This window comes from Actinopolyspora sabaoui, assembly GCF_051225635.1.
Classification (GTDB): Bacteria; Actinomycetota; Actinomycetes; order Mycobacteriales; family Pseudonocardiaceae; genus Actinopolyspora.
The window spans coordinates 39,689-55,479 of the sequence record NZ_JBMIHH010000012.1 but is presented as its reverse complement, the minus strand read 5'-3'; the positions used below and the strand labels follow the sequence as shown (position 1 = coordinate 55,479).

Here is a 15,791-nt window from a genome sequence, read left to right as displayed (position 1 = left end):
CATCGCCCCGCACCGGCTCGGAATCCAGCTCGTCCGACAACGCTCCCGCACCATCGCGGACCGCCCCGTCGGGCCACCTCCGGTGGGCGCCGAGGTGACCCGACGGGAACGATCACTTCCGCTGGTGCCTCACTCCTCGAGCCAGCCGAAGGTCTTGGTCACGGCTTTTTGCCACTCGCCGTACTGCTGCTCCCGAACCTGCTTGGACATCTTCGGGTCCCATTCCTTGTCCTTGGCCCAGTTCGCTCGGATGTCCTTCTCGCCGGACCAGAATCCGACGGCCAGTCCGGCGGCGTAGGCCGCGCCGAGGGCGGTGGTCTCGTTGACCTTCGGACGGATGACGGGCACGTCGAGGATGTCGGCCTGGAACTGCATCAGCAGTTCGTTGTTGACCATCCCGCCGTCGACCTTGAGCGCCTTGAGCTCCACACCCGAGTCCGCGTTCATCGCCTCGGCGACCTCACGGGTCTGGAAGGCGGTGGCCTCAAGCACCGCGCGCGCGAGGTGGCCGCGGTTGACGAACCTGGTCAGCCCGGCGATCACGCCGCGAGCGTCGGAACGCCAGTGTGGTGCGAACAGCCCGGAGAAAGCGGGTACGAAGTAGGCACCGCCGTTGTCCTCCACCGAGGCCGCGACCTGCTCGATCTCGGGAGCGCTGCCGATCATGCCGAGGTTGTCGCGCATCCACTGCACCAGTGAACCGGTCACGGCGATCGAGCCTTCCAGGCAGTAGACCGTGGGCTGGTCGTCGATCTTGTAGCCGACGGTGGTGACCAGCCCGTTCTCGCTGAGCACAGGCTCGGTGCCGGTGTTGAGCAGCAGGAAGTTACCGGTGCCGTAGGTGTTCTTGGCCTCGCCGGGGGTCAGGCACGCCTGTCCGAACGTGGCCGCCTGCTGGTCACCGAGGATTCCGGCGATCGGCAGCCCGCCGAGTACGCCCCGTTCGCGGAAGTGGCCGTAGATCTCGGAGGAGGAGCGGATCTCCGGGAGCATGGACATGGGGACACCGAACTCCGCGCAGATGTCAGGATCCCAGCTCAGCGTCCGCAGGTCCATAAGCATGGTGCGGGAGGCGTTGGTGGGGTCGGTGATGTGCAGGCCGCCCTCGGTGCCTCCGGTGGAGTTCCACAGCACCCAGGTGTCCATGGTGCCGAACATCAGTTCGCCGCGTTCGGCGCGTTCCCGCGCCCCGTCCACGTTGTCCAGGATCCAGCGGATCTTGGGGCCCGCGAAGTAGGTGGCCAGTGGCAGCCCGGTCCTGGACTGGTACCTGTTCTGGCCGCCCTCGCCACGCGCCAGTTCGTTGACGATGGCGTCGGTGCGGGTGTCCTGCCAGACGATGGCGTTGTAGACGGGTTCGCCGGTGTGGCGGTCCCAGACCACGGTGGTCTCACGCTGGTTGGTGATGCCGACGGCGGCTATCTCGGACAGCACCAGGTCGGCCTTGGCCAGCGCACCGGCACACACCTGCCGCGTGTTGGTCCAGACTTCCATCGGGTCGTGTTCGACCCAGCCCGCCTTGGGCAGGATCTGCTGGTGTTCCACCTGGTCTACGGAGACCACCTGGCCCGCATGGTCGAAGACGATGCAGCGGGTCGAGGTCGTCCCCTGGTCGATGGCTGCGATGTAGGAGGCCATGTCGCTACCTTCCGATCGACGCGTGTGGTTGGTGTTGTGAGGGTGTCGGCTCCGAGAATGCCCGCTTTGGCAGCGATGGGCAGGGCTCGGTCCGGGCGCGAACGGCGTTCGGGCCGACTGTCGGACGGCGGGCCGCGCCCGGCCACTCGGGAAGCGGCCGGTCAGGCCCCGTCCGGCCAGCGCTCAGCCAGGCAGGGCCCACTCACTCAGGGCCCGATCAGTCAGGGCCCGATCAGCCGGTGGGCATGGCGAGCGCGAGTGCTCCCGCGGCGGAACCGCCGATGATCGGGCCGAGGATCGGCACCCAGGAGTAGGCCCAGTCCGCGCCGCCCTTGCCCTTGATCGGCAGCAGGGCGTAGGCGATACGGGGACCGAGGTCACGGGCGGGGTTGATGGCGTATCCGGTCGGCCCGCCGAGCGAGCTGCCGATGCCGATGACGATGAAGGCCACGGCCGCGTAGCCGAGCGCGGCGTTGCCGAACTCCGGAATGCCGTCGGGTCCCGAGCTGGCACCGGGACTGAGCAGGATCCAGAACACCAGCACGAAGGTGCCGATGATCTCGGTGACCAGGTTCCACGGCGCGTTGCGCACCGTGGGGCCGGTCGAGAAGATGCCCAGGGTGTTGGCCGGGTCGTCGTGGTTGTCGAACTGCAGCTTGTAGGCGGCCCAGCAGACCGCTGCTCCCAACGCACCACCGATGAGCTGGGCGGACAGGTAAACCGGTATCAGCGACCAGTCGAGTTGCCCGTTGACCGCCAGCCCGAAGGTCACGGCCGGGTTGATGTGCGCCCCGGCGGGGGCGGCGATGCTCGCACCGGCGAACACGGCGAAGCCCCAACCGAAGTTGACCAGCAACCATCCGCCGCTGTTGCCCAGGGTGTCGCGCAACGTCACGTTGGCGACCACACCGCAGCCGAGCAGGGTCAGCGTGGCCGTTCCCAGCAGTTCGAAGAGGAAGATCGCGCCCGCGCTCATCTCGCGCCTCCCGCCTGCACCTCGATCGGACCGGCCGGCGCGCCACTCGGCAGTGCGCTACTCGGTCGGGAGCGGGTCGAGCGTTCGTGTGTCGTGTACCACCGCATATCGGCTACCACCTCCGGCTGAATCCCGGGTTTCTCGGTATGGAAGATTGGGTCACACTAGACCTGTGAAAAGAAACATTGCAATAACCTCAGCTTGATGTTTTTATCGGTTCAGATGGTTTACTTGTGACGTCCGGGAGCACTCACCGATCGCGCGGTACCCGTCCGGATGAGGGACAGGGATTCCGGCGGCGGTGGAGGATGGCACCTGTCCGTGAAACAGGAGTGGTGCGAGAGGAATGACGATGGCCACGCAGGGCAGGCGACCTTCCGGACGGCAACAGGACCGCAGACGCAAGATCACCGATCTGGTCATGGCCGAGGGAACCCTGCGCATCGACGACCTGATCGGGACGGTGGAAGCCAGCGCGATGACCGTCTACCGGGATCTGGCCGAGCTGGAGTCCCAGGGACTGGTGCACCGCAACCGGGGGTACGTCTCCGCCGCCTCCTCACTGCTGTACGAGGCCGCGTCCGAGTACCGGATGCAGCAGAACGAGGCGGAGAAGACCGAGCTCGCCAAGGCGGCGGTGGAGCTGGTCGAGCCCGGCCAGGCGCTGGTGCTCGACGATTCGACGACCGGGGTATACCTGGCACGGCTGCTGCCGGAACGAGCTCCGCTGACCGTGGTGACCAACCACCGGGGCGTGTTCGACGAACTCGCCGGACAGCAGGGAATCCATCTGATCTGCGTCGGAGGCGACTTTCTGCCCTGGGCGGACGCCTTCGTAGGGGGCATGGCGCTGGATGCGCTCCGCGGTATGCGAGTGGATCTCGCGATCATGTCCGTCTCAGCAGTCACCGACGGTGTCTGTTTTTATCCGCAACAGGAAATGGTGCAGCTCAAAAAGGCCATGCTCGCCTCGGCGAGTCGCCGCGTGCTCTACGTCGACCACACCAAGTTCAACAGGCGCGCACTGCACGCGGTCACACCCGCCGAGCACTTCGACACCGTGATCGTGGATTCGAGAACGCCGGAAGCCGAGGTCGAAGTGCTGCGAGAGCGGGGAGCGACGGTGCGGCGAGCCGGATGATCCCGGCCCGACCTCGACCCCGCCACAGCCAGTCACGCACCACGCGCGGGGCGTGTCGATCCGGCATGATGAGCGCTGTCGGACGTACTGGCGATGAGGCGTTCCGCCCAGGGGCGGTGGGCTGCGAAACGAGCGAGGAGGACGCTGGTGGCCAGCGACAAACCGGAAGTCACCGGGCAGCCACAGGGCAAGCTCGGCCCCGAGGAGCACGAGGAGAACTGGCGGCGCCTCGGCAGCGAGGAGTTCGACGTCGTCGTCATCGGTGGCGGCATCACCGGAGCGGGGGTCGCGCTCGACGCGGCCACCAGGGGTCTGCGGGTGGCGCTGGTGGAAGCCCGCGACCTGGCCGCGGGCACCTCCAGCCGCTCCAGCAAGCTGTTCCACGGTGGGCTGCGCTACCTGGAGCAGCTCGAGTTCTCCCTGGTGCGGGAGGCGCTGCACGAGCGGGAGCTGATGCTCAACCGGCTCGCCCCGCACCTGGTGAAACCCGTCAGCTTCCTCTACCCGCTGACCCACCGGGTGTGGGAACGCCCCTACACGGCCGCCGGGCTGCTGCTCTACGACCGCATGGGCGGCGCACGGTCGGTCCCGGGACAGAAGCACCTGACGCGCGCCGGGGCGCGACGAATGGTGCCCGCCCTCAAGCAGGACGCGATGGTCGGTGGTATCCGCTACTACGACGCGCAGGTCGACGACGCCAGGCACACCATGACCGTGGCGCGCACCGCGGCCCGCTACGGCGCGGTGGTACGCACCTCCACCCAGGTGGTGGAGTTCCTGCACGAGGCGGACCGGATCGCGGGCGCGCGGCTGCGTGACGTCGAGGACGGCAGGGAGACCGAGGTCCGTGCCCAGGCGGTCATCAACGCGACAGGTGTGTGGACCGACGAACTGCAGCGCCTGTCCGGGGGACGTGGGCACTTCCGGGTACGCGCGAGCAAGGGCGTGCACGTGGTGGTCCCGCGCGAGAAGATCGTCTCGGACAGCGGGCTGATCCTGCGGACCGAGAAGTCCGTGCTGTTCGTGATCCCGTGGGGCAACCACTGGATCATCGGCACCACGGACACGGACTGGAACCTGGACCTGGCACACCCCGCCGCCACCAAGCGCGACATCGACTACGTCCTGGAGCACGTCAACAGCGTGCTCGCCACCCCGCTGACGCACGCGGACATCGAGGGTGTCTACGCCGGGCTGCGTCCGCTGCTGGCAGGCGAGAACGACGACACCTCGAAGCTCTCCCGGGAACACGAGGTCTCCCGGGTCGCCCCAGGGTTGGTGGCGATCGCGGGCGGCAAGTACACCACCTACCGGGTGATGGCCAAGGACGCGGTGGACGCGATCGGCAACGACGTCTCCGGCCGCATGGCCTCCTCGATCACCGACAAGGTTCCGCTGCTGGGGGCCGACGGCTACCACGCGCTGGTGAACCAGGCCGACCAGCTCGCGGCGGCCCACGGACTGCACCCTTACCGCGTGCGGCACCTGCTGGACCGCTACGGCTCGGTGATCCACGAGGTGCTCGCGCTCGGCGACAGCGACCCCGAGCTGCTGAAGCCGATCGACGAAGCCCCCAACTACCTGCGGGCCGAGGTCGTCTACTCGGTGCGCTACGAGGGGGCACTGCACCTGGAGGACGTGCTGACCAGGCGGACCCGTATCTCCTTCGAGTACCCGCATCGCGGTGTGGACTGCGCCGAGCAGGTGGGCAGGTTGATCGGCGCCGAGCTCGGCTGGGACGAACAGCGGCTCACCAGGGAGGTCGAACGTTACTCGGCGCGGGTGGCCGCGGAACGCGAGTCGCAGAGCCAGCCGGACGACCAAGCCGCAGACGCCACTCGAGTGGCGGCTCCGGAAGCACGGGAAGGCATCGTGGAACCGGTGGGCTGAAGCACCGGGCAGGCGGTCGCCCGACGGTTCGTGCGCTGAGCGGTTCCGGCGCCCGGACGTTCGGGCCACCGCCGCCGGGGCGAATTCCCTCCGGCCGTCTCCCGTTCGGGATGTGCACGGAAGCGCGGCCCATCGTGCACAGCACCGCTCGGGCGGCAGCACCGCTCGGGCGGCAGCACCGCTCGGGCGGCAGCACCGCTCGGGCGGCAGCACCGCTCGGGCGGCAGCACCGCTCGGGCGACTGGGCTGATCGACCGACTGCTGCTGATCAGCGGAATGGCGCCGATCAGTGGGGCAGCGGCTCAGCCGCGAGCTCCGCGACCCGATTCACCAGACCACGCCGGTCCACGGGCGCGAGGGTACTCCACGGCTCGCCGGACGAGGTGTCGCGCCGCAATTGGACATAACGGCCCGCGCGGGAGTCGAAGAAACCGACCACGTGCTCGGCACGGTGCCGCACCGCGTGCTTCCGCCGGACCGCGGCGCCGAACTGGCCGCTGGCGTGCACCCCGTCCAACATGCCCACCAGCGTTTCGGCCTCCTCGGCCCGCACCCCGCGTGCGCACAGCGCGGCACGCAACGCCGGGAGATCATCGCCGGCTTCGGAAGCCGCCGTTTCCAGATCCGCGCTCGGCAGGCTGACCGAACGTCCACTTCCCGCTTCGACCTCCGGCAGCGCGGACAGCGCCTCACGGGCGAGTCCGGTGGTGGCGGCCGGGCGCAGCCACAGTCGCTGTTCCTCCTTGACCACCAGCACCGCCTCGGCGGCCTCGCCCGCCCCGCGTGCCGCCGCCAGCATTCGGACACTGCGGCCCGACCAACAGCGGCCGTCCACCTCGCGGGTGGGTGCTTCGAGCACCCTCATCATCCGCCGCAGCGAATCGATCGGGGCGTTTCCGGCCCACAACCCGCGTTCGGCCATCGAGCGCCGGGCCGCTTCACACAACTCGCGGCGCCGCTCGTGGGTTCTGCCCGGTGAGGGCACCTTGAGCACCAGCGGCGGCTCGGCGATGCCCAGGTGCTCCAGCAGCACGTCGAACTCCAGGTCCGACAACGAGACCGGCTCGCCGGGATCGCTCGCACCGAGTACTCCGGTCACGAGGGATCACCGCCGATGACCGGACGAGCGGAAACCCGGTGTTCGTCGAACGGTCCGGTTCCCCCTTCGGTCTCGGTGGCCTCGATCGAGAGCTCGCGTTCCTCCTCCCACTCGGCACGGGAGGGGCGCGGTGACGCCGCACCGTGGGTGCCCGAGGGGGATCCGTTGACCGAACCGGAGCGGAGCGAACCGCCCCTGGTGCTTCCGTCCGCGGGACGAGCGGAGCTCGGGGTGGCATTACCACCGCCCGCCCCGCTCCTGCCCGTGCCCGCACCGCTCCCGCCGGTGACCGCGCCCTCCGAGTATGACTTGGCCCAGGAGATCGTGATGTCGCCACGGCCGCCGCCACCGCCGCCCTGGGGGCTCCCGGAGGGAGCGTCGACCACCACCTGTGGCGGTGTCTCGAAGAAGGCCAGCGAGGTGGTGTTGGCCTCGGAAGCGGCCTGGTAGCGGCGCATGACGTCGAACGCGCGCTGCTCGGCGGCGTGCTGCTGCTGTTCACGCAGCTCGTAGTCGGTCTGTCCGCCGAACAGGTGAACCAGGTTCGAGGTGAAGGCGTTCGGTTCCTCGGCCGTCACCCGCACCGGAGGCGGCATCTCGGCCCGCGCCCTGGCGACGAGCTCGGCCTGGTGCTCGGAGCACTGCCGCATCCGCGCCGCGGCCAGCGTGACCTCGTCGGCCCACTCGTGCAGCGGCAGCAATCCACGACGGACACTGTCGGAGGCCTCTCCCTGCCACTCGGCGGCCACTGCCTTCAGCGCGGCGGCCATGCCGTCGTCGATCTCCCGGAAGGCGGTCTCCAACTCGCGCCACCGATGTGCGGAAGACCCCGAAGCCGCGGGGCCGGGTCCCTGGTGCAACAGCTCGAAGAGCTCGGCATGGGTGTACCCCTGCCAACGGTGGTCACTCATCGACGTCCTTCCGAGGGAACTCGACTGCTGCTTTCCTGTCGTGTCGCCGATCGACGTGGGCTTTCCCGCGCTGGAAACATCGGAATCGTTCAGCGAGGCGAGCCCCCCCCGACAACCCCATCGGAAAACCTCGTTCAACCGGTCAGCAGCCCGTCCGCATCCGGGACGTGTTGGCGTCCTCGGTCTCCGTGTAGCGGCGCTCCACCGCGCGCAACGCGTCGGAAGCGGACTGCAACCGGTCGCGGTACCCGTACAGTGCGGTCAACGCGGCCCGATCACCGCCGACCGAGTGCTCGTTGAACTTCGCGGCGGCCCCGGTGCTGACCGGATCCCCTGCCCAGGGATGAATCCGGAGTTCGGTGATGGCGTGCTCGATCTGCACGCCGACGGCGTCCAACGAGGACTGCAACGAGCTGATCAGGTTCGGGATGGCCGACGGCTCGACACGTACGGATCCGGTTCCCACCGCCTCGGTGGCGGAGGGCGAATCGGTCACACCGTCCAGTTCGGAACTATTCGGCACGATCGCCTCCACTCTCGGAAATCCGCCAGCCCACTCTAGTGGCTCGTGCGGGAAATAGGCAGTAGTCCGATAGCGGCAAGATTCAGACACACAACGTTATTCGGAAGCCGTCACCTTGGCCCGCTTGGCGGCACGGGGGTGGGAGTTCGGCTACTCGTCGGCACTGCCTGACCGGCGATTTCGCGGGAAATTGACGCACACGGGGCCGTACCACCGTACTGGGGCGGCGATTTCGCGAGAAATTGACGGGCCGGCGCGGCGGCACGAACTCAGTCACCGGAGACGTGGGACTCGGTGCTTGCCGCGTTCCGCAGCGTTCGCACCGCCGCCGTGGCCACCCGACGCGCTCCCGCGCACAGCTGGTCCAAAGTGGCTGGACGATCGGCACCGTCGTCGCGGTACAGCACGTCCAGATGCTGCCCCTCGGCCACGTCCACGGCCACGTTGCAGGCCAGCCGCAGTCCGGGGGTACGAATCACCAGCGCCGGAAAATCGTCGAGCACCACCGGGGTCGCCCTGACCTGCGCGGTGTCGCTGGTCCAGACATTCATGTCCTCCCCGGTGACCAACGCGAACCGGGCCCCCACCTTGGCCCGGCTGTTGCGGTAGCTGCAGGTGGAAGCGTTGTCGAACCCTTCTTCGACCCCGGGCAAGGGGTCGCGGTCGAAGCCGAGCGCGGTACGCTGCCGCGCCGTCAGCAGACCACAGGGATTCAGTCCCCGCAACGAGATCTCGGTGGGGCGCGGCGGCAACGAACCGCTCTCGCGCTCGGGTAACGGGATCGGCTCGGGCGGGATGGGCGCGCTGTCGACGGCCTCACGGGTCGGCAGCACCGCACATCCACCGAGCAGGAACAGCACACCGCCCAATCCGGCGAGCAAACACCGTGCAGCGGTCATCCGGCTGCGCATGCGGCCAGCGTAACCCACCGGCCACCGGGGGTGTACGCCGCGCACTCCCCCCGCGGATCTCCGCTCGGTGATGGACCCGCTCAGCGATGGGTCCGCTCAGCAAGGGGCCCCGGTCGGCGAACCCCGGCCCGGCCTCGGCCTCGAGAGGACCACCGGATCACTTACGCGCGCCGAACCAGACGAAAACGAAACCGACCATCGGCAGCAGCGCCCAGAACTGTCTGGTGACCACCAACAGACCGAGCAGGGCGACCGCGACGGAGATCCCGAGCAACGCGCCGCGCCGGACGCGCGGCGCGTTCGACGCATCTTCCCGCTCCGGTTCGACCGCGGCACCGGAGGCGCGGGAAACCAACACCTCCGGATGGGGAGCGGGCAGATCGGCGAACAGCACCGCCACGTCGGCTCGGAATCGCGCCCGCGCCGCCCGCGTGCACCGGTCGTCGAACTCATCTATCTCCAGCCTTCCGGCTGAAAAGTGCTCGCCGAGCAGGGCGATCACCCGATCGCGGTCCTGATCACCGATACGAACCCCATCGCCCCGCTCGGCCAACGGTGCTCACCCAGCTTTTCCGTTCGTGTTGTCACCCCGGGGTAGTGGTGTTCCCGCCACGGCAGTGCCAACCCGTGGTCCGCGCGGTCGGCGAAGCCGCGGGGTCTCCCGCCCCGTGCTCTCGCGAGGAAGGACCGAGCCCGCGCGGCTCCCGCACGACGACGGCCCTCCCGGAGGGAGGATAGGCGGAGCGGCCCGCGGACCGCTACCGCTCCCGCCCCGTTCGGAAGACATCGGTCAGTCCTTGATCTCGCAGAGCGTCGTCTCCTGGCTGATGGAGTCACCGGGCTGCGCCTTGAGACCGGTGACCGTTCCGCTCTTGTGCGCGGTGACCGGATTCTCCATCTTCATGGCCTCCAGCACCACCAGCTTATCGCCCGCCTCGACGTGCTGCCCGTCCTCGACGGCGACGGTGACCACCGTGCCCTGCATGGGGGCGGTCACGGCGTCACCCGAAGGGGCGGCTCCCGCGGCGGCGGAACGACGTTTACGGGGTTTGGCGGCCGGCGCGGGCTCGGCACCGCCCACGCTCGCACCCAGACCTGCGGGCAGCGAGACCTCCAACCGCCTGCCACCGACCTCGACGGTGATGCGCTGCCGCTGCTCGCTCTCCCCCGCGTCGGTGCCGCTCGTGTGGGGTTCGATGGTGTTGTCGAACTCCGTCTCGATCCAGCGGGTGTGCACGGTGAACCCGTCGACACCGGTGAAGGCGGGGTCGCGCAGCACCACCCGGTGGAACGGCAGCACCGTTGCGATGCCCCCCACGACCATCTCGTCCAACGCGCGGCGGGAACGCTGCAACGCCTCGGCGCGGTCGGCACCGGTGACGATCACCTTGGCCAGCAGCGAGTCGAACTGGCCACCGATGACGCTGTCGGTCTCCACACCCGCGTCCACGCGAACCCCCGGGCCCGCCGGCGGCACGAACCCGGTGACCGTGCCCGGGGTGGGCAGGAAGTTCCTGCCCGCGTCCTCACCGTTGATGCGGAACTCGATGGAGTGGCCCCGTGCGGGTGGGTCCGCGGTGAACTCCAGCGGCTCGCCCTCGGCGATCCGGAACTGCTGTCGCACCAGGTCGATGCCGGTGGTCTCCTCGGAGACGGGGTGCTCGACCTGCAGCCTGGTATTGACCTCCAGGAACGAGATCGTGCCGTCCTCGCCGACCAGGAACTCCACGGTTCCCGCACCGTGGTAGCCCGCCTCGGAGCAGATCGCCTTGGCGGCGGAGTGGATGCGTTCCCGCTGCTCGTCGGTCAGGAACGGGGCGGGGGCCTCCTCCACCAGCTTCTGGTGCCTGCGCTGCAGCGAGCAGTCCCTCGTGCCCACCACGATCACGTTGCCGTGCTGGTCGGCCACCACCTGCGCCTCCACGTGGCGCGGCCGATCGAGGTAGCGCTCCACGAAGCACTCACCGCGGCCGAAGGCCCCTTCCGCCTCCCGAACCGCCGAGTCGTACAACTCGGGAATCTCCTCGATGGTGCGGGCCACCTTGAGGCCACGACCACCGCCGCCGAACGCGGCCTTGACCGCCACCGGCAGGCCGTTCTCCTTGGCGAACTCGACGACCTCGTCGGAGCCGGAGACCGGGTCCTGCGTTCCCGGCACCAGCGGCGCGCCCGCCTTGGTGGCGATGTGGCGAGCGGTGACCTTGTCCCCCAGGTCCCGGATCGCGCGCGGCGAGGGGCCGATCCAGGTCAGCCCCGCGTCCAGTACCGCCTGCGCGAAATCGGCGTTCTCCGACAGGAAACCGTAGCCGGGATGCACCGCGTCGGCGCCGCCGCGCCGGGCGGCTTCGATGACCTTGGCGATGTCGAGGTAGCTCTCGGCCGCCGTGGTTCCCCCCAGTGCGAACGCCTCGTCCGCGAGCCGGACGAACGGCGCCTCCGAGTCGGGCTCCGCGTAGACCGCCACGCTACCGATGCCCGCATCTGCACACGCCCGCACCACGCGGACCGCGATCTCACCCCGATTCGCGACCAGCACCTTGCGTATCCGATTACGCGTGGTCGAGTCCTGCTCGGGCACCTCGTACCTCCTGTCACGACAGCGTGGACCGCTCAAGAGTCTAAGAGCTCGACACCTCACCTGGGTAGGTGCCCGTCGAAGCACGCCCGGACACCACCGGGCGAGCCGGGCAGGGGGTTCCGCCGCCCGCTCCCACACGGCACGGCGGGAGCGGCTGACCTCGGAAACCGTTCCGAGCCGACCACGGCACCCTTCGACGAGATGTTCCCGGTCAAGCGTGCTCTCGGAGAGTTACGCTACACACTCGGCCGGGGAGCGGGAACACGACGGACACCTCAGGCCCTCGCCGGAACGGGCTCACCCGCACCGGAGCCCCGCGAGTCGGTAGGCTCCGACTCCTCCGGGCCGTTGAGCAGCGGCGGGGCGCTGGGTGCACGCAGCACCTCGTCGTCCAGGAGCCCCTCGGTACGCGCGACCACCGTGGGCACGGTGATCTGACCGGCCACATTGGTCATCGTGCGCATCATGTCCATGATCGGGTCCACCGCGTAGGCAATGGCGATTCCGGTGGCGATCATGGCGGGCGGGAAGTCCAGCGCTCCCACGGTCAGCGTCAGCATGGTGAACCAACCGGTCACCCCGGCGGTCGCGATCGCGCCGAACACCGCGACGGCCACGATGGTCAGGTACTGGACCGGCCCCATCTGGAAACCGAACAGGTTGGCGATGAAGATGGAGCCCACCGCCGGGTACACCGCGGCGCAGCCGTCCATTTTCGTGGTGGTGGCAAGCGGCACCGCGAAACTGGCGTAGGAGCGTTCCACACCGAGGTTGATCGCGGTCTGCCGGCTCAGCGGCAGGCTCGCACCGGAGGAGCGGGAGACGAAGGCGAACTGGAGCACCGTCCACGCCTTGCCGAAGAACTTCGTGGGACTGACCCTGGCCACGAACCACAGCAACAACGGGTAGAGGGCGAACAGCACCAACGCGCAACCCAGGTAGGTGGCTCCCGTTAGCTTGAGCAGCGGAACGAAGAACTCGTTGCCGTAGCTGGCCACCGCGTTGCCGATCAGCCCGAGGGTTCCGAGTGGGGCGAGCCGGATGATCCACCCCAGCACACGCTGGATGATCTCGAACACGGCGCGGTTGAACTCCACGAAGGGACCGGCCTTGTCCCCCAGGCTGTAGGCCGCCGCCCCCACGAGCAGCGAGACGAAAACGACCTGCAGCGTCTCGCCGTTGGCGAAGGCACCGACCAGGTGTTCGGGCACGAGCCCGGTCACGAGATCCAGCCACGAACCGCCGGCCATGTCGTTGACCTCTTCGACACGCTGCTGGTCCGGCGAGATGTCGAGTCCCTGTCCGGGACGCAGCAGATTGGCCACTCCGATGCCGATCAGCACCGCGATCAACGAGGTGGCGGCGAACCACACGGCGGTCTTGCCGCCGAGTCGGGCGGCGGTTCGGCCGCCGCCCACGGAACGAAGACTCGTGATGCCGAGCACGATCGCGGTGAAGATCAGCGGCAACACCGTGAAGGTCAGCAGCTTGGTGAAAGTGGACCCGATGGTGTCCAGCGTCGTGACGAGCCAGTCCGCTCCGGTCGAGTCGGCGACCCAACCGAGCAGGGCTCCGAGTACCAGCGAGGCGAGCACCGCCAGCGCGAACAGCTTGGGATTGAAACGTAACCGGAAACGAGCGGGCCGCGGGGATTCGACGTCGGACACTGTTGTCTCCCGGAGACTCACGGATTCGGCCGCCGGGAACGGGGCGGCCGAGGAACGGGCACGAGAACGGAATCGGCGCGGGAGGAGTCGAACGGGATCGCGCGTTCGGAGGCAGCGATCACCGCCGTCGGCGGGAAAGGACTCCGCCCGGAGGAATCACGGGCGACAAACACAACTGGCCTGCCGTCGCAGATCGACGTGCAGGCGTTTGGTGAGGTACCGCGCATCGCGGCGGACTCGTTGCGGTGTCATGCCGGTAGGGGTGAACGGTCCGGCGATCGTGGTTTGTTCCGCGAAGACCCCGGATGTAGCCGGCGTCACTCCGGAACGGCGGCCCCGTCACGCTCGGCGATCGGCGCGTTCCACAGTGAAACCACACTGACTCCGACCTCGGCCAGCAGCGACCTGGTCAACGAGAGACTGATGCCGAGCACACTGGCGGGGTCACCGTCCACTCCGGTGACGAACCAGCCGCCGAATCCGTCCAGGGTGAAGCCGCCCGCCACCTTCATGGGCTCACCGGTGGCGATGTAGCTGTCCAGTTCGTCCCGGGAGGGCCGACCGAACCGGACAGTGGTGGCGAGGTGATCGCCGTGTTCGGCCACCGTCGTGCCGTCCCGTAGCCGCAGCACCGCGTGGCCGGTCAACAGACTGCCGGTACCCCCGGCCATCCGCTCCCAGCGCTCGGCGGCCAGCTCCGGGGTCTCGGGTTTGCCCACGAGTTCGTCCGCGTGCTCGCCGGGGGTCCACAGCATCGAGTCGCAGCCCACGATCACGGCGTCCGGGAACTCGGCCGCCACCTGATCCACCACGGCCGAAGCCTTCGCGCGGGCGAGGGCGGTGACGACCTCGGCGGGCGAGGGATCGGACAGCGAGGCGGTCACCGCGTGCTCGTCCACCCCGGAGACCCGCACCACCGGCTCCACCCCCGCGGCGCGGAGCACGGACAGGCGGGCGGGCGACGCGGAAGCCAGTACCAAACGCACACCGAGGACTGTAGTCGCAAACCGTCGAGCGGTTCGCCGCGGTGGCCCTGGCGAACCGGTGACCTGCGACCGAGGTGAGCGGCTCGCCGACAGCGGTGACCGAAATTACCCGATTCGGGTGAGGCTGGGACGACTGCTCGGCACGGTTGCATACTGGCGGTGTGCGATTACTCGTCCGGCCTCTCGAGGGTGCTGCGGCAGCCACCGACGTGCTGCGTGCTCTCGAACAGCGTGCCAGTGATCGCGGGCTGCCACCCCCCGCCGCGCTGACGGGCAACTGGTTCGGCGGGAGCACCGTGCTGGCGCCCTCGGTCCGGGTACGTCCGGTCGAGCCGGACACCGCGTTCGACGTGCTCGACCGGCAGCCGGAGGTGACCCGCGAACCCGGGGTCCCGGAGGACGCCGTCGGCGGGGGCTGGATCGGGTATCTGGGATACGAGCTGACCGATCCGTCCGGAGCGCGCTCCGACAGACGACGCCTACCGGTGGCGGCGTGGGGCTGGACGGATGACGTGTTGCGGCGCGACCGGTGGGGGCGTTGGTGGTTCGAGACCATCGCCGAAGGGGAACCGCACGCGCGGGCCGAGGAACTCGCCGCGCTCGTCGCGGAAGCAGCGGTCCGGAAGGCCGGTAACACCGCGGGAGCGGGCACGGTCGTCGTGCCCGATGCCGATCGGCACCGCAAGTCCGTGCGGCGCTGCGTGGAGGAGATCGCGGACGGCGAGATCTTCCAGGCGAACATCTGCAGCCGGTTCGCGGTCCCGTTCACCGGCAGCCCGCTGGAGCTGTTCGCCACCGGCAGCGCACGGTTCGACCCGGCCAGAGCCGCCTACGTGGCCGGGGAGTGGGGCGCGGTGGCCTCGCTGTCGCCGGAACTGTTCCTGGCCCGGCACGACAGGGTGGTGCGCAGCAGCCCGATCAAGGGAACCACGCCGCGACGCGGCCCCGAGGACGATCACAATGCCGATGTGCTGCGCGGTTCGCGCAAGGACATCGCCGAGAACGTGATGATCGTGGACATGTCCCGCAACGATCTGGGGCGGGTCGCCCGGACCGGCACCGTGACAACGCCGAAACTGCTGCGTGTCGAGGCGCACCCCGGGGTGTGGCACCTGGTTTCCGAGGTGCGGGCGGAGTTGCCCCCGGAAATCGGCGACGCCGAGCTGCTGCGGGCCGCCTTTCCGCCCGCCTCGGTCACCGGGGCTCCCAAGGTGCGTGCGCTGGAGATCATCTCCGAGCTGGAGTCCGATCCCCGGGAGGTCTACTGCGGTGCGGTGGGGATGTCCTCCCCCGTGGGCGGCACCGAGCTCAACGTGGCTATCCGGACACTGGAGTACTCGGCCGGTGAGATCGCCTTCGGGGTCGGCGGCGGGATCACCGCCGATTCGGAGGCGGAGGCGGAGTGGCAGGAGTGCCTGACGAAGGCGGCACCGCTGCTCTCGCTGCTGGAACGGCCGGGCGAGTAGGTTTC

The 15,791-nt window shown here is 69.0% G+C and carries 14 protein-coding genes; 3 read left to right on the top strand and 11 right to left on the bottom strand.

Annotation, left to right across the window (positions count from 1 at the left end; all coding sequences use genetic code 11):
* Positions 1-129 precede the first annotated feature (129 nt).
* Together glpK and ACOQFL_RS20210 are read right to left on the bottom strand one after the other, a co-directional pair.
* Positions 130-1,638, bottom strand: coding sequence for a glycerol kinase GlpK (glpK, locus tag ACOQFL_RS20215; protein WP_435545766.1), 1,509 nt, complete (start codon positions 1,636-1,638; stop codon positions 130-132).
* 232 nt (positions 1,639-1,870) lie between these two features.
* Positions 1,871-2,614, bottom strand: coding sequence for an MIP/aquaporin family protein (locus tag ACOQFL_RS20210; RefSeq protein ID WP_435545765.1), 744 nt, complete (start codon positions 2,612-2,614; stop codon positions 1,871-1,873).
* Positions 2,615-2,960: 346 nt separating this feature from the next.
* On the opposite strand from ACOQFL_RS20210, the gene ACOQFL_RS20205 reads away from it, so the two are divergent.
* Both ACOQFL_RS20205 and glpD read left to right on the top strand, forming a co-directional pair.
* Positions 2,961-3,755 (top strand): DeoR/GlpR family DNA-binding transcription regulator, encoded by a 795-nt coding sequence (locus ACOQFL_RS20205; RefSeq protein ID WP_435545764.1) that lies wholly within the window; start codon positions 2,961-2,963, stop codon positions 3,753-3,755.
* A gap of 147 nt (positions 3,756-3,902) precedes the next feature.
* Complete coding sequence (gene glpD, locus ACOQFL_RS20200) at positions 3,903-5,645, top strand: glycerol-3-phosphate dehydrogenase (RefSeq protein WP_435545763.1); 1,743 nt, start codon at positions 3,903-3,905, stop codon at positions 5,643-5,645.
* Between the two features lie 286 nt (positions 5,646-5,931).
* Here the strand turns inward: glpD and ACOQFL_RS20195 are convergent, their stop codons facing one another.
* The 9 genes from ACOQFL_RS20195 to ACOQFL_RS20155 all read right to left on the bottom strand — a co-directional run bounded on the left by ACOQFL_RS20195 (position 5,932) and on the right by ACOQFL_RS20155 (position 14,320).
* Positions 5,932-6,744, bottom strand: coding sequence for an ESX secretion-associated protein EspG (locus tag ACOQFL_RS20195; protein WP_435545762.1), 813 nt, complete (start codon positions 6,742-6,744; stop codon positions 5,932-5,934).
* The gene (locus ACOQFL_RS20190; RefSeq protein WP_435545761.1) at positions 6,741-7,655 is read right to left on the bottom strand and encodes a PPE domain-containing protein; all 915 of its coding nucleotides are present in this window, start codon (positions 7,653-7,655) and stop codon (positions 6,741-6,743) included. Before ACOQFL_RS20190 ends, ACOQFL_RS20195 begins: the two co-directional genes overlap by 4 nt.
* Before the next feature lie 142 nt (positions 7,656-7,797).
* Positions 7,798-8,178, bottom strand: coding sequence for a hypothetical protein (locus ACOQFL_RS20185; protein WP_435545760.1), 381 nt, complete (start codon positions 8,176-8,178; stop codon positions 7,798-7,800).
* A 269-nt stretch (positions 8,179-8,447) separates the two neighbouring features.
* Positions 8,448-9,089, bottom strand: a complete 642-nt coding sequence (locus ACOQFL_RS20180; protein ID WP_435545759.1) for a DUF3558 domain-containing protein — start codon at positions 9,087-9,089, stop codon at positions 8,448-8,450.
* A 157-nt stretch (positions 9,090-9,246) separates the two neighbouring features.
* Positions 9,247-9,642, bottom strand: coding sequence for a DUF1707 SHOCT-like domain-containing protein (locus tag ACOQFL_RS20175; protein ID WP_435545758.1), 396 nt, complete (start codon positions 9,640-9,642; stop codon positions 9,247-9,249).
* Positions 9,643-9,879: 237 nt separating this feature from the next.
* Positions 9,880-11,667, bottom strand: a complete 1,788-nt coding sequence (locus tag ACOQFL_RS20170) for an acetyl/propionyl/methylcrotonyl-CoA carboxylase subunit alpha (RefSeq protein ID WP_435545757.1) — start codon at positions 11,665-11,667, stop codon at positions 9,880-9,882.
* Between the two features lie 275 nt (positions 11,668-11,942).
* Positions 11,943-13,277 (bottom strand): dicarboxylate/amino acid:cation symporter, encoded by a 1,335-nt coding sequence (locus ACOQFL_RS20165; RefSeq protein ID WP_435545863.1) that lies wholly within the window; start codon positions 13,275-13,277, stop codon positions 11,943-11,945.
* A 213-nt stretch (positions 13,278-13,490) separates the two neighbouring features.
* The gene (locus tag ACOQFL_RS20160) at positions 13,491-13,586 is read right to left on the bottom strand and encodes a putative leader peptide (protein ID WP_435545756.1); all 96 of its coding nucleotides are present in this window, start codon (positions 13,584-13,586) and stop codon (positions 13,491-13,493) included.
* Between the two features lie 65 nt (positions 13,587-13,651).
* The gene (locus tag ACOQFL_RS20155) at positions 13,652-14,320 is read right to left on the bottom strand and encodes a Maf family protein (protein ID WP_435545755.1); all 669 of its coding nucleotides are present in this window, start codon (positions 14,318-14,320) and stop codon (positions 13,652-13,654) included.
* 161 nt (positions 14,321-14,481) lie between these two features.
* On the opposite strand from ACOQFL_RS20155, the gene ACOQFL_RS20150 reads away from it, so the two are divergent.
* A complete protein-coding gene (locus tag ACOQFL_RS20150) occupies positions 14,482-15,786 on the top strand; it encodes an aminodeoxychorismate synthase component I (RefSeq protein ID WP_435545754.1) in 1,305 nt (434 codons plus the stop codon).
* Positions 15,787-15,791 lie beyond the last annotated feature (5 nt).

Bases quoted from the DNA above. Each gene is read 5' to 3' on its own strand.
- ACOQFL_RS20205 (WP_435545764.1), top strand. From the start codon at position 2,961: ATGACGATGGCCACGCAGGGCAGGCGACCTTCCGGACGGCAACAGGAC.
- ACOQFL_RS20160 (WP_435545756.1), bottom strand. From the start codon at position 13,586: ATGACACCGCAACGAGTCCGCCGCGATGCGCGGTACCTCACCAAACGC.
- glpK (WP_435545766.1), bottom strand. From the start codon at position 1,638: ATGGCCTCCTACATCGCAGCCATCGACCAGGGGACGACCTCGACCCGC.
- ACOQFL_RS20190 (WP_435545761.1), bottom strand. From the start codon at position 7,655: ATGAGTGACCACCGTTGGCAGGGGTACACCCATGCCGAGCTCTTCGAG.
- ACOQFL_RS20210 (WP_435545765.1), bottom strand. From the start codon at position 2,614: ATGAGCGCGGGCGCGATCTTCCTCTTCGAACTGCTGGGAACGGCCACG.
- ACOQFL_RS20180 (WP_435545759.1), bottom strand. From the start codon at position 9,089: ATGCGCAGCCGGATGACCGCTGCACGGTGTTTGCTCGCCGGATTGGGC.